The 20358-nt window shown below is 68.1% G+C and carries 17 protein-coding genes; 10 read left to right on the forward strand and 7 right to left on the reverse strand.

The genetic code is table 11. The features are described 5' to 3' along the window. Positions 1-24: 24 nt before the first annotated feature. The 3 genes from ACFY5C_RS20085 to eccE all read right to left on the reverse strand — a co-directional run bounded on the left by ACFY5C_RS20085 (position 25) and on the right by eccE (position 5706). On the reverse strand, positions 25-3291 hold the full coding sequence (locus tag ACFY5C_RS20085) for an SCO5717 family growth-regulating ATPase (RefSeq protein ID WP_389446007.1): 3267 nt from the start codon (positions 3289-3291) through the stop codon (positions 25-27). A 253-nt stretch (positions 3292-3544) separates the two neighbouring features. Then, positions 3545-4384, reverse strand: coding sequence for a hypothetical protein (locus ACFY5C_RS20090; RefSeq protein ID WP_389446010.1), 840 nt, complete (start codon positions 4382-4384; stop codon positions 3545-3547). Continuing rightward, positions 4384-5706 carry a type VII secretion protein EccE gene (gene eccE, locus ACFY5C_RS20095; RefSeq protein ID WP_389446012.1) on the reverse strand — a complete coding sequence of 441 codons (1323 nt, stop codon included), beginning with the start codon at positions 5704-5706 and terminating at the stop codon, positions 4384-4386. Before eccE ends, ACFY5C_RS20090 begins: the two co-directional genes overlap by 1 nt. Positions 5707-6192: 486 nt before the next feature. Between eccE and eccB the strand changes: the two genes are divergently transcribed. The 10 genes from eccB (at position 6193) to ACFY5C_RS20145 (ending at position 16867) form a co-directional block, all read left to right on the forward strand. Continuing rightward, positions 6193-7764 carry a type VII secretion protein EccB gene (gene eccB, locus ACFY5C_RS20100; protein WP_389446015.1) on the forward strand — a complete coding sequence of 524 codons (1572 nt, stop codon included), beginning with the start codon at positions 6193-6195 and terminating at the stop codon, positions 7762-7764. Positions 7765-8035: 271 nt separating this feature from the next. Next, a complete protein-coding gene (locus ACFY5C_RS20105; RefSeq protein ID WP_389446017.1) occupies positions 8036-8347 on the forward strand; it encodes a WXG100 family type VII secretion target in 312 nt (103 codons plus the stop codon). A gap of 100 nt (positions 8348-8447) precedes the next feature. Beyond that, positions 8448-8738, forward strand: a complete 291-nt coding sequence (locus ACFY5C_RS20110; protein WP_328422751.1) for a WXG100 family type VII secretion target — start codon at positions 8448-8450, stop codon at positions 8736-8738. A gap of 315 nt (positions 8739-9053) precedes the next feature. Continuing rightward, positions 9054-10295, forward strand: coding sequence for a type VII secretion-associated serine protease mycosin (mycP, locus tag ACFY5C_RS20115; protein ID WP_389446020.1), 1242 nt, complete (start codon positions 9054-9056; stop codon positions 10293-10295). 88 nt (positions 10296-10383) lie between these two features. Beyond that, complete coding sequence (locus ACFY5C_RS20120) at positions 10384-10701, forward strand: hypothetical protein (RefSeq protein WP_389446022.1); 318 nt, start codon at positions 10384-10386, stop codon at positions 10699-10701. A gap of 38 nt (positions 10702-10739) precedes the next feature. Then, on the forward strand, positions 10740-12185 hold the full coding sequence (locus ACFY5C_RS20125) for a hypothetical protein (RefSeq protein ID WP_389446023.1): 1446 nt from the start codon (positions 10740-10742) through the stop codon (positions 12183-12185). A 201-nt stretch (positions 12186-12386) separates the two neighbouring features. Beyond that, positions 12387-13613, forward strand: a complete 1227-nt coding sequence (gene mycP / locus ACFY5C_RS20130; RefSeq protein WP_389446025.1) for a type VII secretion-associated serine protease mycosin — start codon at positions 12387-12389, stop codon at positions 13611-13613. A gap of 1327 nt (positions 13614-14940) precedes the next feature. Then, positions 14941-15252 carry a type VII secretion target gene (locus ACFY5C_RS20135; RefSeq protein WP_389446027.1) on the forward strand — a complete coding sequence of 104 codons (312 nt, stop codon included), beginning with the start codon at positions 14941-14943 and terminating at the stop codon, positions 15250-15252. Beyond that, positions 15252-16229 (forward strand): WXG100 family type VII secretion target, encoded by a 978-nt coding sequence (locus ACFY5C_RS20140; protein ID WP_389446028.1) that lies wholly within the window; start codon positions 15252-15254, stop codon positions 16227-16229. Before ACFY5C_RS20135 ends, ACFY5C_RS20140 begins: the two co-directional genes overlap by 1 nt. A 107-nt stretch (positions 16230-16336) precedes the next feature. Further along, positions 16337-16867, forward strand: coding sequence for a hypothetical protein (locus ACFY5C_RS20145; protein WP_389446030.1), 531 nt, complete (start codon positions 16337-16339; stop codon positions 16865-16867). A 119-nt stretch (positions 16868-16986) separates the two neighbouring features. On the opposite strand, the gene ACFY5C_RS20150 is transcribed toward ACFY5C_RS20145, so the two are convergent. The 4 genes from ACFY5C_RS20150 to ACFY5C_RS20165 are packed head-to-tail and all read right to left on the reverse strand — an operon-like array spanning position 16987 to position 19899. Next, positions 16987-17661 carry a hypothetical protein gene (locus ACFY5C_RS20150; RefSeq protein ID WP_389446032.1) on the reverse strand — a complete coding sequence of 225 codons (675 nt, stop codon included), beginning with the start codon at positions 17659-17661 and terminating at the stop codon, positions 16987-16989. Then, on the reverse strand, positions 17661-18188 hold the full coding sequence (locus ACFY5C_RS20155; protein ID WP_389446034.1) for a hypothetical protein: 528 nt from the start codon (positions 18186-18188) through the stop codon (positions 17661-17663). The genes ACFY5C_RS20150 and ACFY5C_RS20155 overlap by 1 nt, the downstream gene beginning before the upstream one ends. A gap of 2 nt (positions 18189-18190) precedes the next feature. After that, positions 18191-19600, reverse strand: a complete 1410-nt coding sequence (locus tag ACFY5C_RS20160; RefSeq protein ID WP_389446036.1) for a putative T7SS-secreted protein — start codon at positions 19598-19600, stop codon at positions 18191-18193. Then, positions 19597-19899 (reverse strand): WXG100 family type VII secretion target, encoded by a 303-nt coding sequence (locus ACFY5C_RS20165; protein WP_389446038.1) that lies wholly within the window; start codon positions 19897-19899, stop codon positions 19597-19599. Before ACFY5C_RS20165 ends, ACFY5C_RS20160 begins: the two co-directional genes overlap by 4 nt. Positions 19900-20358 lie beyond the last annotated feature (459 nt).

Consider the following 20358-nt stretch of genomic DNA (forward strand, 5'->3'; position numbering starts at 1 on the left):
CGGCCGCCCTTCGTTGTGCACGGGCTACTGCTGCGTCCAGCCGGGCGGTACGGCACCCTGCTGGGGCTGCTGACCCTGCTGCGGATCCTGCGGCGGCGGTGCCTGCTGCTGCCAGCCCTGGCCCGGCGCGGGCTGCTGCGGGGGCTGCCCCCAGCCCTGGCCCGGCTGCGGGGCGCCGCCCTGCTGGGGGTACGGCTGCTGGGGCTGCTGCTGCGGGGGCGCGTAGCCGCCCTGCTGCGGGTGCTGCTGGTACTGCACGTTCGGGTTGCCGAAGCCCTGCTGCGTGCGCGCGATGTCCTCGGCGATGAGCGCGGCGAGGTCGAAGTAGGCCTCGCGGGTCTTGGGGCGCATCATGTCGAGATCCACCTCGGCGCCCGCCGAGAGGTGCTCGTCGAAGGGGATCACGACGACACCGCGGCAGCGGGTCTCGAAGTGCGCGACGATGTCCTCCACCTTGATCATCTTGCCCGTCTCGCGGACACCGGAGATCACGGTGACCGAACGCTGGACGAGGTCGGCGAAGCCGTTCGCCGACAGCCAGTCGAGCGTGGTCGAGGCGCTGCTCGCACCGTCCACCGAGGGCGTGGAGATGATGATCAACTGGTCCGCCAGGTCCAGCACTCCGCGCATCGCGCTGTAGAGCAGACCGGTACCCGAGTCCGTCAGGATGATCGGGTACTGCCGCCCCAGCACGTCGAGCGCGCTGCGGTAGTCCTGGTCGTTGAAGGTGGTGGAGACCGCCGGGTCCACGTCGTTGGCGATGATCTCGAGGCCCGAGGGTGCCTGCGAGGTGAAACGGCGGATGTCCATGTAGCTGTTGAGCTGCGGGATCGCCTGCACCAGGTCACGGATCGTCGCGCCCGTCTCGCGCCGCACGCGTCGGCCGAGGGTGCCGGCGTCCGGGTTGGCGTCGATCGCCAGGATCTTGTCCTGCCGCTCGGTGGCGAGGGTGGCGCCCAGCGACATGGTCGTCGTGGTCTTGCCGACGCCGCCCTTGAGGCTGATCACCGCGATCCGGTAGCAGGACATCACCGGCGTCCGGATCAGACCCAGCTTCCGCTCCCGCTCCGCCTGCTCCTTCTTGGCGCCGAGCTTGAAACGGGACGGGCCCTGGTTGTTCTTGCGCGCCTTGGGCTGGTTGCGCAGCAGCCGGTCGGAGGACAGCTCCACGGCGGCGTTGTAGCCGAGCGGGGTTCCGGGCGCGGCTTGCTGCTGCTGGGGAGCGCCGGGGCCGGCCTGGGGGCCGGGCGGGGCGGTCCAGCCCTGGTTGCCCTGGTTGCCCTGCTGTCCGTAGGCGGCGGGGTTCTGCTGCGGCTGCGGCTGCTGCGGGGCCTGTTGCTGAGGCTGGGCCGGGGGCTGCTGCTGCGGTGCGGGCTGCTGTGGTGCGGGCTGTTGGGGCTGCGCCGCCTGCGGGTAGCCGTAGCCGCCCTGCTGGGGCGGGTAGCCGTAGCCGGGCTGCGCCGGGTGCTGCGGCTGCTGCGGGTAGCCGTATCCCTCGGCCTGGGGCTGCGGCTGCGCCGGCTGCCCGGGCTGCGGCTGGACCGGCTGTGGCTGGCCGGCGTGCGGGGCCTGCTGCGGGTAGCCGTAACCGGCGGGCTGCGGTCCGGGCTGCGGCTGTCCGGGCTGGTGCGCCTGTCGCGGGTCGGCGGGGGCGGGCTGTCCGCCCTGCGCCGGGTATCCGGGCTGGGCCTGCGGCTGGGCCGGGCCGAACGCGCCCTGGGCGGGGGGCTGGTGCGGAGGCTGACCGGGGTGGCCGGGCTGACCGGGGTGACCGGGGTGGCCGGGCTGGCCGGCCTGGTCCGGGAGCGGCTGGGCGGCGGGGGCCTGGGGGTAGCCGTAGCCGGAGGCCTGCGCAGCGGCGGCGGCCTGCCGGTCCGGCTGACCGGCCTGCGGCGGCATTCCCTGGCCGGGTTGCGCGGGCGTGAAGCCCTGAGGCAGGGGCGGGAGCGCCTGGTTGGGGTGGGGCTGGACCTGCGGCTGCTCCGGCGCCTGGCCGGTGGGCTGGGCATGCGGCGGCATCGGGGTCTGACCGGTCGGCTGCGCCTGGGGCTGCTGTACCTGAACCGCGGGGGGCTGGGCGGGAGCCGTGGGCGCGGGGGCGGCGGGCTGTGCCTCGGCCTCGGCCACTTCCTCCGGCTCCGCTTCCGGCGCCGCCGGGGCGGCCGGGGACTCGTTCTGGGGCGCGGCCTGGGTGGGGGAGTCGGCGTCCGCCTGGACGTGCTCCGGCTCGTCGCCCTCAGCGGCGGGCGCGGATCCGGTGGAGCCGGCCGACTCCGCCTCGTCGCTCCGCGCCTCGTCCGCCTCCACGTCGTCGTCGGCGTCGCCGAACAGACGCGCGGCCTCGGCGTCGGCGGCGGCATGGTTGAGCTCGGCCTCCGGCTCCGCCACGGGCTCCGCCACCGGCTGTGCGGGGGCGGGCTGCTCGGGTGCGGGCGCCGCCGGGACGCCGGCCGCCGGGGTGGCCGTCGAGGACGGTCCGCCCTGGGCGTCGGTGTTGACCGGGCGCAGCACGGGGAAGCCGGGGGCGCCGGGGGGCGGGGCCGGCGTGTGCTGTTGGGGCGCGGTGGGAGGCTGGGCAGGCGTCTGGGGCTGCGGTGCGGCGGGGGCCTGGGCAGGCGAGTGCTGTTGGGGCACGCCGAATCCGCCGGAGGTGTCCTGGCCCTGGCCCTGCTGGGGTACGCCGAATCCGCCGGAGGTGTCCTGGCCTTGACCCTGCGGGGGCGTGCCGGCGCCCGTCTGCTGGGGGTAGCCGTACCCGCCGGAGGTGTCCTGGCCCTGGCCCTGCTGGGGTACGCCGAACCCGCCGGAGGTGTCCTGGCCTTGACCCTGCGGGGGCGCGCCGGCGCCCGTCTGCTGGGGGTAGCCGTACCCGCCGGCCGCGGGGCCACCCGGCGCGGACTGCTGCTGCGGAAAGCCGTAGCCGCCCGTGGCCGGGCCGCCCTGCTGGTGCGCGTCGGGCGTGCCCTGAGCCGGAGTCTGCTGGGAGGGCGGGGCCGGCTGCGCGGGCGGCTGCGGGATGCCCTGGGCCGGTGGCTGCGCCGGTCCGGGGGCGTAGGGAGCGGGACCACCGGGCGGACCGGTGGGCGATCCGACGGGCGCACCCGTCGGCGGTGGTGGAGATGGCGGACCAGAATCCTGCTGCCCACCGGCCGAGGAACCGCTTTGCGTACTTTGGGCGTACCAGGCGGGAGGTGTGTAGACGATTTCGAACTCGCCGGTGAGATCCACCTCGTGATCGTCCCCGTCCGAGGAAGGGCTCCCGCCGTTGTACTCGGACCGATCCCTGTTCACTGCTTGCCTCCTGGTCAGCCACTGCTGCTGAGCTGGTCGTCGTCGCGGCCGGGCGGACCGAGTGGCGAGTCCCACTCGACTGCGATCGTCACCGCACCACCAGAAGCCTAATCACTCGCATGGCGGGACGGAAAAGCCCCCATGGGCGCGGACGCTATAGCTCCGGGTGCGTGGGCGGAAGAGCCTCATGGGTGCGGACGGAAACCCCCCTGGGCTTGGCCTTGTTGGGCCCCGCCCAGGGAACGACGACCTGTCAGTCCATACGGCGAGCAACGCCGAGCAGGCCCGTCTCCGCGTCGGTGGGGTCGGTCATGACGAACTTCTGGTGCTTACGAGTGCACCACAGAGCGACGCCGTCGTGCAGGGTCGGCAGGTGCTGGAGCTGGTCCTCAGGGATCCCCAGTGTGTCCCGCACGGCCTCGGTCTCGTACGGCGAGATGCGCTGGATCCCGACCAGATGGGCCTGGGACAGCCAGCGCGGCGCGTGCTCGCTGACGAAGGGCAGCACCGTCACCACGGCCTGCCACGGCACGGACGTCACCCGACCGCGCGGCGGGCGGATACCGCAGTCCCGGAACAACACGACCGGACTGGACACGGACGGACCCTGCGCGGGCACCCGGCCCACCGGGTACACCGTCACGCACTGCTGGCCGCCGCCCGCCGCCTGGGCCAACTGCTGCCAGGCCTGCGGACGTCCGGTCTCGACGCCCACCCGCGCACCCGTCGCGGCGGCGCGCAGCGCCAGCACCTGGGCGAGCCACAGGCCGCCCACGAGCACGACGTCGAAGGGGGTGGGACGGGACAGCCCGAGCACGGCCGGCTGAGACTCCGGGTCGGTGCCGATGATCACGCCGTCGTCGCCGAGCGGCATGCTGATCGCGGCGAGCTCGTCGGCGCTGACGACATGACGGTTGCGGCGCGGCCCGCGCAGCCCGAAGCCCGGGCTGAAGATGCGCCGTTGCTGCTGCTGTGCATCAGGCTGCCGGATGATCGGGATCATGCCGGTGTCGGTGGGGGAGGCCACGTGTGCCGGAGTGCGTCCGGGGGCCCGGCCCTGCTGCCCGGGGGGCATGGTCGCGGGGTGGGACATCAGTACGTACCTCCGAGCGGCAAAGTGGCGAGGGCTCCGGGGACCTGCTCCCGGTCGAGACGGACCAGACCGACCTTCGCGGTACTCGCGGCCCGCTCCAACTCCCGCCCCACCTGGCCGAGTTCACTGTCTCCGCGGGCGGTGACACGGACGTGCCCGGCGAGGGAGACGCCCCGGTTGCCGGCCTTGCTCAGGGTCATGCTGAACGTCGTGGCGAGCAGGGGCAGCGAGGTGAGCCGCGTGACCAGCTCGGGCAGCGCCACACCACCGTTCCCCAACTGCGGCCAGCGGGACACCCAGTACGTGGTGTGCCACCGGTCGTCGACGCGCCAGGTGCGGACGGCCTCGACCGTACGGCGCTGGGAGGCCCGCCCGTCCTGCCCGTGCTGCGCGTTGGCGCGCGGATTGAGGCAGCTGGACGTCGCGAGCGCCTGCACCAGCTCGGTCTCGTCCAGGATCGTCGCCTTGAAACCGGCGCCGGCCAGCCGGCTCGCCAGCTGGTCCGCCACGCGCAGCAGCGCGCGCTGCGCACCGGGAACGCCGTCACCGCGGGCCTGAACGGCCTCCGGGCACAGCTCCGGGTCGAGCTTGAGGGCGACCCAGGTGAGCCGGAGCGCGGGGGAACCGGCCTGCGCCTGCAACGGGCCGTACGAGCGCGCCGCGAGCGACTGCTGCGGCAGGTGCGGGGCGGGCGCCGGCTGGGTGTGCTGCACGACCTGCGCGGAGGCGAGCCGGATCCCGTCGACCTCCAGGGCGTCCTGGATCAGCCGCAGCGGCAGCTGCCGTCCGGCGGCGGCGGGGCGCAGCGGCTCGTCGGCCGGCTGCACGAAGAGGACGGCGGTGAGGAAGGTCCCGTCACCGATCATGCCGATGGAGCGGTCGTCACGGGACACGAAGGAGTACGTCCGCAGGGCGGGGTCGCATTCCACGACCGGTGCCAGCATCGCGTCCGTCCCGGGCGGAACGGGCTGCTTGGCGTCGCGTCGGCGCTGCCTGAGCGCGCGTGTCGTCTCGTACCACTCGGGCAGCGGACGGCGGCCCCGGCGCAGCACGGCCAAGAGCACCAGCAGCGCCGCCAGGGCACCGGCCGGGGCCAGCAGCCAGGACGTGTCGGCGGCCCAGGCGGCCACCATGACGGCCGCCGCGAGCTCCACGAGGATGAGCTGCTGCAGCCGTACCGGGCCGAGGCCGCCGGGGCGTGGCAGCGTGCGCGGCGACGCGGCGACGGGCGCGGCCGGAGCAGCGGACGTACGTCTGCCGCCCGGACCTCCCTGTTGCTGCGGTGCGCGGCGTCCGCGCCGAGTGCTCGTAGCGCTGGTCATCCCCCGGGACATCCCTTTCGCGAAGTAGTGGCCGTCGGTCGGGCGGGATCCGCTGTCCGGGATCCCCGCGACGGGCCAGGGGCACCGATGGCCCACAACATCCATGCGGGTGGCTCACGGTACCCGCTGCACAACCACAGGCGACACAGGGGACACCCAAACCCCAGGTGGTCAGCCTGTCATGGACCGGCCCCGCATGGTGGAGCGCTGTGGTGAAGCTCTGTGAAGATGCGGGGGCGGCCGTACACCTGATGGATCGCGGGTGCGTGGCGCAAGGCATAGTAGGTGCCGGCGCGAGTGCCGGCGCGGCTGAACGGGCCTTGCGAGGCGGCCGAACCGGCGTTGTCCGGCGTTGTGAGGCGGCCAACCGGCCTTGTGAGACCGGCCTTTCGAGCGCGATCGAGTCATCACGCACGCGCTCGAGCACACAACCGCGATCGAATCTCACATCACGATCGAGCATCACAAACGGGAGATACGGGGACCATGGCAAAGCAGCGTCGGGATGAGCTCGCCGCCTACACGTTCGCTCGCAAGCGCACCGTCGCGGCGTTCCTGGCGCCGTCCCCGGGCGGCTCCGAGGAGGGCGCACCGCGTCCCGTCCGTACCGTGATGCCCAGTCTCGCGGTGGGCGTCGTGCTGGTCATCGGCTTCATCGCGTGGGGCGTGATCAAGCCCACGGCGCCGAAGGGCTGGGACACGCCTGGCGAGTACATCATCGTCGACAGTGACTCGACGACGCGGTACGTGGTGCTCGACCCGGACCCGAAGGACAACAAGGTGGAAAAGGTGCTCCACCCCGTCCTCAACTACGCCTCCGCGAAGCTGCTCCTGGACAAGGGCAAGGGCACCGTCCTGGAGGTCCCCGGCAAGGAGATCGACAAGAGCGGCATCCGGCACGGCGCGACGATCGGCATTCCGTACGCTCCTGACCGGCTGCCCGCCAAGGACGACGCGCAGGAGAAGAAGACCTGGGCCGTGTGTGAGCGCCCGGCGCCGGGCGGCTCGGACGGCGCCGCCGCCATCGACCGCGCCGTGTTCGTCTTCGACGCAGCCGACGCCAAGTCGCTGGCGGGCGCGGGGAAGGTCGACCCCCGAGAGGCTCTGTACGTCCAGGACACCAAGACCAAGCTGCAGTACCTGGTCGACGGTCAGGGGAATCGCTTCCTGCTGGGCGGCGAGGCGGGCCTCGACGACACCTCCATGGAGAAGCTGCGCACCGCGGTCATCGGGAGCAGCGCTTCGGCCCAGCCGCAGCAGGTGAGCTCGGAGTGGCTGAACACCCTCAACAAGGGCACGGACATCACCTTTCCGACGGTCCCGAACGCCGATGAACCGACCTCCGTCCAGGGGCTCCCCGGAGTGACCACGGTGGGTCAGGTGCTGCGGGCGCGGGACGCACAGAGCGAGCAGTTCTACGTGGTCCTCAAGAACGAGGTCGCCGTCATCTCGCCCTTCGTCGCCAACCTGTTGGTGGCCCGCGACGGAGCCAGTCCCGTGAAGTCCAGCACCCCGGCGATCATCGAGGCCAACGGCGGTTCGGCGGAGCGCTTCTACGCGGACAAGGGTTGGCCCCTCACCGTTCCGCGGCAGGCCAATCCGGCGGCCCCGCAGTCCGGCGAGGCCCGTACCACGTCGTGCAGCGTCTACAAGGGCGGCATCGGCGCGGACAGGAAGCCGCAGCTTGCCGCATGGTCCGGAACCAACTACCCGAAGACGGTCATCACCGACTCGCTGGGAGCCTACGTCTCCTCCGGCTCGGGCCTCCTCTTCCAGGAGGTCGCCGGCACGGCCGCGGGCGGTGGCGCGACGTATCTGCTGACGGACACGGGCCTGCGGTACTCCCTGCCGAAGAGCAACGACAGTGCGGCGCAGGGAAGCGGTGCGTCTTCCGCGGGCGCGTCGGAGGGCGACGCGAGCGAGACGGACAAGGCGCGCACGCGACTGGGCTACGAGGACGTCTCCGACATCTCGATCGTGCCGCAGACCTGGGCGACGTTCATCCCGAAGGGACCGATGCTGGACACCGGCAGCGCGGCGCAGCCACAGAGCCAGTGACCGACCGCTGACGCCCGGCCGCCCCGCTCGCCGCAGCGGGCCGGCCGACGGCCGTAGGGCCAACGGACTTACGGCCAACAGGACTTGACAGTAAGACGGCGTGACGGTCACGAGATGATCGCCCAAGTGTGTGAGCCGTGTAACTGATTGGTCTTGCCTGTGGTTGAGTGACAGGCTGACGATAGAGTGTTTGCAGCGCTCAAGCGTGCGAAGCTCCTCCGGGTACCCGTGCTGGTTCCCGGATAAACGACGACATGGGGGAAGGTTCATCATGGCCGGCCAGTTCCGGGTAACAGAGGACGAACTCACCAAGCTCTCCGGTGACATCAGCACCGCGAACGGTCAGCTGCAGGGCGAGATCCGCCGTCTCAACGGAGTGATCGACCAGATCGCCGGCGGCTGGAAGGGCCAGGCGGCCCAGTCGTACCGCCAGCTGCAGGATCGTTGGAACTCGGACGCGAAGAGGATGAGCGACATCCTCAACGACATCAAGGAAGCCGTGGACTCCACGCGGAGCAACTACTCCGCCTCGGAAGAGCAGCAGAACGCCGAGATCAGCAAGATCATGTCGGACTTCGGCTGATCAAGCCGTTCCGGTCACGGGCTCGACGCTCCGGCGTAGCCCTGCGTTCTGCCGGATTTCACCAATTCCTTCGCTTTCCTTCGATTCTTCCTGAAAGGGAATGACGATGTCGATTCTCGTCAATTACGCAACCATCACTAACGCGTCCACGGACGTGAAGTCCACGGCCGGCCGTATCAAGCAGCAGCTCGACGACCTCGAGGCCGCGGTCAAGCGTGTCGCCAGCACCTGGGAAGGTGAGGCGCAGGAGGGCTACCAGCGCAAGCAGCGCGAGTGGGACAAGACCGCTCAGGACCTGCACGCGACCCTGCTGAAGATCTCGACGGCCCTGCAGAGCGCCGCCGAGAGCTACCAGGCCACTGAGAAGAGCAACGCCAACACCTGGGGCTGAGCCCAGAGGCGACCCGAGGGGCATGAGATGAAGAGGACCGGCCCAGCCGACGCCACCGCGTCCGCTGGGCCGACCTCTGCTCCGGGGTCGTACACAGCTCCTGCGGGACCGTACGCACCTTGTGCGGACCTGTGCACAGCAAATCCCGCAAACATTCACACTCGCCGTACCAATCGCGACACACACATGACCCAGCTTCGAAGGAAGCAAGGAAGCCCTGGGGGCCTGAAGATGAACGGCCTGAACGTGACGGGCCGCACAGCCCGCTCGCGTAGCCGCACCCGTGGAACCCGCGTACTCCAGCGGGTTTTTGGCGTGCTCGCGGTGACCGGGGTCTGCCTTGCGTCGGCACCGCCGACGCCGGCGGCACCGGCATCGCCGGACACGACCACACCCACCCGCCTTGCGGCTTCCGACGACCCGGAGTTCGGTCTGTCGGCCAGCTCGGAATGCGTCTTCGGTGGTGACGTCATCAAGTCCACCCCCTGGTCCCTCCAGCGGGTCCTCCTGAACCAGTTGTGGGAAAAGGCGACGGGCAAGGGCGTCAAGGTCGCGGTGATCGATACGGGCGTCGACAGCTCCAACAAGCAGCTGACCAGTGCCGTGTCAGGCGGCAAGACCTTCGTGGACGGCTCCGCCACCAAGGACATCGAGGGTCACGGCACGCGGGTGGCGGGCATCATCGCCGCCCGGCCGCTCAAGGGCACCGGCTTCGTGGGCATCGCGCGGGAGGCGACGATCCTCTCCTACCGCTACACGGGCGGGGAGGAGAAGCAGGGCGACGCGGGGACGATGTCCGATGCGATCAAGGCCGCGGTCGCCGCGGGCGCGGAGATCATCAACATCTCCTCGGACACCCAGAACAAGAAGGACGACCCGACCCTCGCCGCCGCCGTGGCGGACGCGGTGCGTAAGGGTGCGCTGATCGTGGCAGCGGCCGGCAACGACGGAGCCGACGGCAAGTTCGCCGACACGTACCCGGCCGCATACCCGGGCGTCCTGGCGGTGGCAGCCTCCGACCGCAACGACGAACGCGCCTTCTTCTCACAGGCCGGCGACTTCGTCGACATCGCGGCACCGGGCGTCGGCATGGTCTCCACGGTCCCGGCAGGTGGCCAGTGCACGGCCGACGGTACGAGCTTCGCGGCGCCGTACGTCGCGGGGGTCGCGGCCCTCCTGAAGCAGAAGTACCCGGAGTGGGATGCGGCACAGATCGCCACCCGAATCCAGGAAACCGCCCAACGCCCGAGCCGCGGACCCAACGCCTACATCGGCTGGGGCGTCGTCGACCCGGTCGCCGCGCTGTCGGAGGAGTCCACCCCGGGTAGCTCCCCGGAGCCGGACCCGCCCGTCGCGGCCGGCGCCGACGGAGTCATCCCGATGGCCGTGACGATGGGCGAGACCGAGGCGGAGCGTGAACGCCGGGTGGCCATCTACGTGTTGGGCACGGGTCTGGCTCTTGCGCTGGTGGTTGCGGGGAGCGGGGTTGCTGTGCGGGACTGGCGTAGTCGGAGGGTCGGCCGGGCCGGTGCGTCCACCGGCCGACTTGGGCGATGACCGGGCACCGAGTGGGTGCTGACAACTTGAGGAACAGGGGAGAGGACAACGGGGTATGAGTAACGGGATGCGGGTTGACCTGAGCGCGATGGATGAGGTCATCCGGAAGCTCTGGACGTTGCTGGACGATATGGATAAGGCCGGGCAGACGTCGCGGTATAACACGGAGATCCCGATGGACGCTTTCGGGAACACGTGCCTCTTCAGGGAGGCCGGTGATCTGCACGCGGCCCACGGGACCATGAAGACCGATCTTGAAACTGCGATCAAGAGCCTGCATGGGCTGATCGACAAGTTCGGCACGAGCACCTCCAAGGTCAAGGACAAGTACACCGAGCAGGAGTACGCGAACAAGAACCAAATGGGTGGTGACACGGGGAGCTCGAGCGGCTCGTTTGCAAGGTAGTCCGATCGAGAATCACCTGTTAGAGGGAGGAGTTCAAAATGGCCGGTGAAAAAGACCTGCCCAAGCCCGAGATCGTGAATGACACCTGCGTTGCGGACCCTGAGCGACCTCAGACCAAGACTCAGTTCATCGACTACTCGTTGAAAGAACTCAAGCAGATGCTTGAGGGAACTAACCCCGGGGCTATCGAGGAGGTTGGCCGTCACTGGGGCAAGGTCAACGAAATTCTCTCCGGTGGCGAAGGCGGTGGCATCGCGGCGCTGCTCGACAAGGCAGTCGACAACGTTCTGGAGCACTGGGAGGGGGATGCTGCTCGGAGCTTTGAGAAGAAGGCTCGTGAAATCTCCCAGAGCATCAGGAATGCCGCCTGGCACGCTGATCTAAACAGCGGTCAGATGGCTGACGCCGGGTCGCAGCTGCGGAGGTTCAAGGCGCAGCTGGACGAGATTGAAGAGCCCAGTGGCTGGGCCAAGGTCGGTGACGCTCTCAGTGACTGGAAGTGGGACAACGGGGAAGCAGTAGCTGGCGATCTCCAGGACCGCAAGCTGACCGCCAAGGAAGTTGCGGAGATCAACGAGGGCAAGATCGGAGCGAGTCGGGAGGCTCAACTCAACGGTGTTGCCGTCATGGAGAACCTTGCGGCTCAGTACATCCGGGTTAAGGGAAACCTGGATCGAAATCGAGTGGTTACCGACGACAAGGGCAACATTAAGGACCCTAACCGCGATGTGGAGTACCCGCCGCCTGTGACGCCCCCTACCGGCGGGGCATCGCGGCCAGGGGCGTCCGGCTCCGCTCCCAAGCCATGGAGCGCAGGTCCGACCGCTAATGTGAAGCCCGCTCCCTCGGTACCCCGCGACCAAGGCATTACGGGCGGTACGCAGCTCCCCACAGCCAAGACCAAGGTGGACAGCATCACTCCCGGCCTGACAGGGCCTGGTCCTTCCACGAGCACTGGCGTAGGAGGCGGCGGCGGTCTTGGCACCGGCGGCGCACAGAGTCCGGGCGTCATGGCACCTGGCGGAGGCGCTGGCTTCGGCCGTGGAGCCGCGGCCGGGCGTGGGGGCATCGGAGCCATGGGCGGTCGCGGTGGTATGACTGGAGGCGGCGCGGCAGCAGGTCGTGGCGCCGGTGGCCGAGCCGGTATGGGCGGTATGGGTGGCGGTGGAGCCGGTGCGGCAGGCCGGGGCGGTGCTGGTGCTGGCGGTCGTGGTGCCCTGGCGAAGGCCCGCGGCGGCGTTGTCGGCGCGGCCAAGGGAATTGCCGGTAAGGGTGCTGGCGGCGGCGCGGGCCTGCACGGCAGCCGCGGTGGAACTCAGCGCGGCGGCATGGCCGGCGGCATGGGCGGCATGGGCGGTCGCAATGGACGTCGGCCCGAGGACGAGAACAGCAGGGGTGACCGTCCCGACTACCTGGTCGAGGACGAGGAAACCTGGATCTCGGAAGAGGATCGCAACCGCAACGTACCGCGGACCATCGAGTAGGCACACGAGGCGAGCCGCACGGAAAGCGTGCGGCTCGCTTGTCTGAAGACTGGCGTAACCAGTCGTGGTTGAGTGAGGAGCAAAGCAGTGAGTTTCAAGCGAGTCCGGTCTGCGGCGGGAGTCGTAGCGCTGACAGGAGCTTTGCTCCTCACTACCGCACCAACCGCGTCGGCTGACTACGTCAGAGACCAACAGTGGGTCTTGAACGCGTTCGCGGTGGAAGACGTTTGGGCTGAATCCCAGGGGCAGGGCGTTACCGTTGCGGTTGTCGACTCCGGAGTGGACGCCAGCCACCCTGACCTGACGGGCCAGGTCCTCGAAGGGAAAGACTTCACTGGCGGCGATAACGCTCAGGAGGACAAGCTCGGACACGGGACGGGTATGGCTAGCATTATTGCTGGCCACGGCCATGGTTCGGGAAACTCCTCCGGCATGGTAGGACTCGCGCCAAAGGCGAAGATCCTACCACTGCGCGCTCTCCAGACGGAGAAGGACTCACTTCATGACGAGACCTGGGCTGCAGCGGTTCGATATGCAGTGGACCAGGGTGCAAAGGTCATTAACCTCTCCTTCGCCAATGATGGCGGCAAGACACTGAGCGACGGTCGGGCAGCAATCGCTTATGCGCAAGCTCACGACGTTGTTGTTGTTGCGGGCGCAGGCAATGATGGCTCCATCGCCGTTGACGAGCCAGCCGCGCTACCTGGCGTTGTCGCCGTTGGCGCTATCGATAAGGACGCTAATCGCTGGGACGGCTCGAACACTGGAAAGGGGCTGGCCCTCATGGCCCCCGGTGTTGAGGTTCTCGCGGCAGATCCGACTCGATCGCAGCAGTACAATTTGTCAAACGGTACTTCGGATGCCACCGCCTATGTATCTGCCGCAGCCGCTCTTGTCCGATCCAAGTACCCCGACCTGACGGCCGGCCAAGTAATCAACCGCCTGATCAAGACGGCCACATTCGCACACCACAAGGGGTTGAAGGCACCCGACGAGGAGTACGGCTACGGGATCGTCCGCCCCTACTCGGCGCTCACGATGGACATCCCCGCCGGCCCCAAGAAGAACCCTCTCGGCCAACTCACGTCCTCCACCTCGACCTCCAGCGAGGCGGCCAACGGGACTGACAAGTCGACGCAGGCCAAAAAGAAGAAGAAGTCCTCCTCCAGCAGCCTCCTCCTTGTCGCCGGTGGCGTCGCAGTTGTCGTGGTCATCGGCGCCATCGCCTTCGTGGTACTCCGCAACCGTCGCAACGGAGGCAGCGGTGGTCCGGGTGCCGGCAGCGGCGGGTCGCAGTATCCCGGTTACCCGTCAGCCCAGCAGCCGTACCCGGGTCCTGCTTCGAACCAGGGATACCCTGCCTCTCCGGGGCAGGCCCCGCAGCATCCCGGCCCCTACACACAGCAGCCCCCGCAGCAGGGGCACTGAGAGGCAAGCCGGTCTCGTCTGTGACAGTCCAGAGGCGCATCCGGTTTGCACGAAGGGTGCGCCTTACCACAGAGGTGGAACCAACGATCTGGCCTCGGTCTCTCCAGCCCGGACAGAGTGTGAATTCGGCGTTGCCAGATCCGAATTCTTGGTTCGCTGCGACGAGATGGCGTCGACGAGGGCGAAGGTGTCCGGATTGGTCCCCAGGGCTCATGATGCCAATTCTCATAGGCACCCACGTGGGCATTCGGGTTAACTTGCTGGGGTACCGTGACGGCAGCCGTGCTTTGAAATGGTTGGGCGCGGTTACGCATGCCCCAACCCTGGTGCAAAGTCTCGCAGGCACGTCGATTCCGCAGTGACCCGGATGTCAAAAAAGAAAGGGGTTCCCATCGATGGGTGCCATCGTCGCCGTAGTTGGCGTTCTCGGCCTTGGTGCCGTAGTCGGCGCCGTAGTCGTCTTCGTAGTGGTACGCAGCCGCCGCAACTCGGGTCCCGGCCAGGTGAATTACGGTTCCGGAGCTTCCCCCCAGCACATGGGATACCCGCCCCAGCAGCCGGTCTACCCACCTGCCCAGCCGCCTTACCCCTCGGCTCCCCAGCAGGGGCAGCCCACTCCTCCTGGGCAGGCACCTCAGTACCCCAACCCCTACACGCAACAGCCCCCGCATCACGGTCAGTAGGCAGCAGCCCATCCTGATTCCAGTAGGGCTGCACCCGGGCTGACGCACCAGCTCAGCCGTGGACGGCTCGAGGACTCCCTCGTACTCAGCCGAGTAGTTTTTCCGTGCGCACTATGAGGTTCGGTTCGTTTCCCAAGAGCCCAACAGTCTCTGCCTGTTCGCCATCATCCGGGCGCTGTGCGCGGGCCTGGGCGCGTATCGGGTCGTCTTTCGCTGAGCCCACAGGATGCGCGCAGCGGCCGCCCTTCTCCCGCAGCGATCATGACGCTGACGAACGTCGGATCGCGGTGCACCGCGCCCGCCGCGGGGACATTCGCCCCGATCTGCACCGGCAGCTGCGGTACAGATATGAGGCATTCGGCCGCCAAGGTCACCACCCGCTCCCGACCGCTCTGCTCCCACTTGGTATTGCCGTCATCAGGGACGTCTAGCCGGTGTTCCTCTCCCCTTTGTTCCAAAGTGCGCAATGGGCTTCGGGATGAAGTGGTCGGTTAGGTCCGGATTTCCGTACGGCAGTGAGTCATTGAGCGGCATCCGAGGTTCGAGTCGCCAGAGCGACGATCGGGGGTGCCGTGATCAAATAAAGCCAATCGTGGTCGGTGGATAGCCACCACCATCCAAGTACGGGACAAACGAGGGGACTTATGAGCGGGGGATTCGATGTCGAGGGCGACGCCTTGCGTAAGTACGCGAAGGCTGTCGAGGCCGCAGCCGGCCGGGTCGACAGTATCCGGAGCCGTACTCAGCAACTGGAACTCACCCAGGAGACGTTCGGGAAACTGCCCCAGTCGGACGAGCTGAAGGCCGACTACGACACGCAGCGCAAGGAGTCCGGCAACGACCTCACCGACGCGGTCGACACGCTGTACGCGATAGCCGACGCGCTCAAGGACTCCGCAGCGGCCTACGACGGCACGGAGGCGTATAACCGGGGCATGATGGGCGGGGGCAACTGATGGGCGCCGGACAGGTCGCCGGGGATGCCCTGAGCCGGATCAACTTCGTCCTGGACTGGAGCAATCCGCTCGCCGGTGTTCTCGACGAGATCATCCGGGGCATTCTCGAGCAGTTCAACCTGGACGAACTCCTCGAGCAGGTCAGCGGAGATAACGAGCTGCTCGCCGAGACCGCGATCCAGTGGCGCAAGTCCGCCAATGACCTACGCGGTGTGGTCGAGGACCTGGTCGCTGACCGCCGGACGCTGGCCACCCAGTGGCAGGGCGAGGCGTTCGGCAAGTTCGACGGCATGATGACCGAGTTCGAGGAAGCCCTCGTGGGCGAGGCCGCGGACATGGACACCATGGCCGAACTCCTCGAGATGGCGGCTCAGGAGTGCGCTGCCGCCGAACAGCTGATGCTCGACCTCATCGTGGAAATCGTTGAGGTCGCGCTCGCGGCCGCCGCCACCACGGCCATCCTCTCGCTTCTGACGGCAGGCGCCGCAGCCGCCATCGGCCCGCTCATCGCGGCTGCGGGCATCGCCCACAGGGCCGCGAAGGCCGTGAGGATCACCGCCAAACTGGCGGACGCCCTGGCAGACATCGCCAAGCGCATGCAACTGCTGCGTAAAATGATGAAGCTCCGGAATGCGCTGCGTAAGGGCCCCAAGCACTTCAAGGGCGGCCTCGGACGTTTCGTTCGCGGTACGAAGAGGCGCGATGAGTTGGGCAACGAAGTCACCGTGCGCAACCCCAACGACCTTGCCATGTATGTGGGCTACAAGGTCGTCAAGAAGGGCGTGAAGGGCGTCGTCAAGGACGCCATCGGAGCGGATCCGGCCGGAGCGGTCCAGGAGAGTCTCCTGGAGGACGGACCGGGGGTGGCCGAGGAGCGCTACGAGTACCATCAGCGCCCCGATCCGCAGAGTCTCCGTGAGCGTACGGACGTGACTCCTTCGAGTGCCACAAGGACAGTAAGGGACGATTTCGGGTGAGCAGGACCGAGCGCGGCCGGGAGACGGTCGAGCGGGCAAGGGCGTTGGTGCCGGCGGGTGAGGTGCTACGTGCTGATCACGGGGTCTCATTGGCTGAGAGAGCACCGATGCCCGGCTATTTCCGCCGCCCGCGCGCTCTGCGATCCGAGCGCCGCACGCTCGGGAGCTGGGCGATGCTCCCCGTGTTCTGGGTCGCACGACTCTACGAGATCACCTGGAACCCGATCGAGGCGGTCGTCGAAGCGTTCACGGAGCGTCAGCCGAAGAAGCCGGGGAAACCGTTTCACGGTGGTTGGAACAGCATGGCCGGCCATCTGGCGCGAGCCGTGGTGCCTAGGACAAAGAACAACAGGGCTGTGATGTTGCAGGTCACTGACCGCCGCCTACAGCTTGTGTACGCGTCCCAGGCCCGTTCCTTCACCGGCAATCCCGGTCCGGCCGAAGTGGGATGGGCCACGGATCTTCACAACGTGATCTGCATCCGTGACCGCAGCGATGTGGTGGGCGGCGACCACGAGATCGGCTTCGTCGACGGTTCGTGGTGCACAATCCACTTCGGCGGCAAGGGCTGGAGCCGGATGTCGGACGCGTTCCCGCTCCGGCTGAGCCACCTCGACCCGCTGCCGAATCAAAGATGAGCGGGCCGTTGTGAGCAGCGACGTCAAGTGACCCCGCCCGGGACCGGCATGATCGGTCCCGGGCGTTGCTGTCTTTCGGCGCGTGAGGGAGCGCCCGATGGTCAGCCAGAACCGGATTGCTATCCGAAGTCGGCCCTCACCTGATCTGCGGCGCGGTTTTTCTGCTCGTCGCCACTGCCCGGGGATGGGGCGACCCCGGCTCCACTGGACACCATCAGATCGTGTGAGGTCTTTGACAACAACGAGACGTAGAAGGGGAGATCGGGCAGGGAAGGCGTGGTGAGGCTCAGCACGAGGAGCCGTTGCATCCGGGGGAGCGGGAGGTAGACGTCCGCCCTGGCCAGTGGCAGGGAGGGGGCTGTTGCATCGGAGGGGTCCGAATGCCACTCCAGACCGCACAGGACGAGAACACCTGGCCCAGCCGGGACCCGGATCTCCTCGACCGCGTTGTTCTCGTTCGCGGAGAGCGCCTCGAAGAGGCCGCGCGCCGAGAGTTCCGCGTCCGGTTCGTCCAGCGGGTCGAGGCGGGCCAGCAACGAGGCCGTGGTCAGGCGGCCGTCGGGTGCCTCGTCCAGGCAGAAGCCGGCGTAGAAGGAGTTCTGGGCGAGGGCGTGGTCGGCCATCTCGCGGTAGGAGTGGAAGGTGACTTCGCGCTGAAAGTCGGTGCCGTGCGGCCAGACCTCCTCGGCGATGGACCAGAGTTGCTCCTGGCGCTCCTCGTCGTCCAAGTCGAGTCCCAGTGAGTGAAACCCACCGGGAACGTCCAAGTGCAGCTCGCTGCTCGGGCCGGGCATCAAAGCGTCTTCCTGTGGGTTGGCCGCAGACTCACACCGCGAAGCAGATCCGTAGGTACGTCCAGGGCGAGGTGGTGCTTTTCTGCCAGGCGGGTCAGCACACTGACCGGGGTCCCCCGAAATTCACGAGGATGCAGTGCGACACCTTTGAGGCGTCCGCCGTCCGGCATGGGGGTCAGTGTGACGAAGTGGTAGATAGTCGTGCGCCAGCCGAATTGCTGTCGCTCGATCTCCACGGCGAGCCGGGCGAACTCCCGGTCCAGGGAGGCCTCGTGCTTGGCCGGGTTGCGAGAGAGGCGGAGCACCAGCTTGCCGGGCGAGACGAACCGGGCCGGCGCGTTGAGGAGTCGCATGAGATCGTCCTGGTGGCCATCTCCGAAGATGACCATGAGCAGCCAGACAAGCTTGGCGAGGAATTCCACCGGGATGAGGACCCACTGCAGCACGAACCACAGCAGAAGCCCCAGTCTCGAAGGGAACGGAAGCACCGGGTCCGCGATCGAGCCGGAGTGCGGCGTGGCTGCCATGGCTATTCTCCCGTCACGCTGTCGTAAATGCCGCTGACAGCGCCTGGCACCTGCATCGCAAGCTGTGGGCCCTTCGACCACCACGACGTCGGGTCCAAGGTTCCGTCGGCACGTATCGCTGCTTGCAGGGAATCAAGGTTCCTGAGCCCTGGGGTGTTGGCGACAATGGTGTTCAGCCCGGTCTCGCCCATCGAGGCACCCATGTTCTTGGCCACCGAATTCTCCCAGGCGAGCTTCACCTTGTTAGCGGCGCCTTGAGCCTCGAAGACCTGGCCCTCGGCGCCGCGGAGGATGCGGTTTCCCGCTCGGCCGAAGTCTTCCGCTGTTGCGACTCCGTCATCCACGAGCTTTCCCAGCCGAGCGGCCCTTGCAGCGCCGTCGACGGATGTCACCAGCTCTCCTGCCTTCTCCGCGCGCACCACGACCTTCGCCGTGCCGGTGATGGCTGTCGTGGCGAAACCCACGCCCGGAACGACGCCGAGGGCGTCGCCCGCCAGGTCCATCAGCCCGATATCGGCTCCACCGATCTTGGCTGCACCATGGGCCAGCAGCGCGCCGGCAGAAAAGCCCGCACTCGCCAGTGCGAGCGCCCCGGACAGCGGGGGGCACCACAGGGTCAGCAACGCCAGGATGCCGAGGACTGCGGAGATGTTGCTCAGCCAGTCGCCGATTGACTTCAGCAGGTCCTTGTGCCGGGCACACCACTCCTGGATGGCGTGCCCGAGCTTCTGGAGCCCGTCACCCAGTCGCTCCCACAACCCCGGATCGGGCGCGTTCTCGGTCGCCTTGCGTAGCTGACCCGCGACGCCCCGGGCCTGCGACTGGTGCTCCTCGAGCAGCCGCTCAGCCCTTTTGATGATCTCCTCGAGCTCGCGCTCGGCCTGGTCAAGTCGTACGGACGCCGTCGACAGTTCACCGTCGGCCTGCTGCAGCCGGGCGCTCGCCGCGTCGACCCTTGCCTGGGCGTCCTGCAGAGCGGGGCCGGTGAAGTACTGGCCGCTGAGGCGGAACGCGGGATCGGAGGCTGCCTGGTTGTAGCGGTTCGTCGCGGCGTCCTTGGCTTTTTCCGCGGTGGCGACCTGGCCCTTGGCCTCTGAGGCCTGCGACTCGTAGGTACGGGCTGTGTTCTGGTAATCGGCCAACGCCGCGCGCCATTTCGTCAGCTCCGACGACGCCGTACTCATCGCCTCTTGGCTGTCCTTCAGATAGCGGGGCAGCTCCCCGACCTTCTTCGAGAACGCGGAGGCGGCGTCTCCAGCCCAAGTGACGTTCCCCGTCAGGCGCTTGATGCTGTTCTGCGCGTTGTCGAGTGCGGCTGCCGCCTTTTTGGTCCGGGCAGCCAGGGAATCTACGTTGCCGGGGCTCCCCGGTGCCGGGTCGAAGCCGAGCGCGGGGTACGAGTCGCTGCTCACTGCGTGCCGCCCTTCCCGGCGAAGCCGTCACGCAGGGCCGTCTCGACGTCCCGGTAGGTGTCGCGTGTCTTCTTCAGCCCGTCCTCGAGGGCCTGCGTACCCTCGGCGATCTTCGTGATCGCGTCGTCCCAGCTGTCGTGGAACTCGTCGCAGGCGTTGTCGAGTTCCTTGCTCCCCGTGGTCTTCGGCCCGGTGTCACGAAGAGCATTCAGCGCCGAACGCATCTCGTCCTGACTTCGGTGGAGTTCCCTGACCAACGTGTCCAGCTCGGATATGTCTACCTTGAAGCCCGCTCCCATGGCGCCGGCGTTCCCCCTGTCTTGCAAAGGCGCAGGTCAACTTGCTGCTGCCACACGCTATCCAACGCGTCTGTGAGAGCAGGCCGGGGGTTTGCCCGTTCGCAGAACCTTCACGACCTCACATGAGTCATGCACTGGAGCCGCTGCCGAGGAACCCAACAACTCCTGCTGGCGCAAGGAGTGTTGTGCGGGGGGAGAGTGACAACGGGGGGAGGTGCAACGTTCCCGGTCGCTACGGGCTACCGTATCCTCCCCCGGGGGTGAGGCGGCCGATCCGACGACCTTTGCAGCACTGAAAGCTGAAGGTGACCCCCGGTCAGAAGCAAACTTCTGTGGGGGAGTACCGATGTCGTATCCGCCGCCCGGCGACCCGGGCAGCGCGAATCCGTATGCGCAGCAGCCGTCGGGCACGAGCGGGCCATCGCCGGGTGGGGCGGTTCCGCCTCCCGGGCACGCACC

The sequence above is a fragment of the Streptomyces sp. NPDC012935 genome, from assembly GCF_042900345.1.
In the GTDB taxonomy this organism is placed as follows: Bacteria; Actinomycetota; Actinomycetes; order Streptomycetales; family Streptomycetaceae; genus Streptomyces.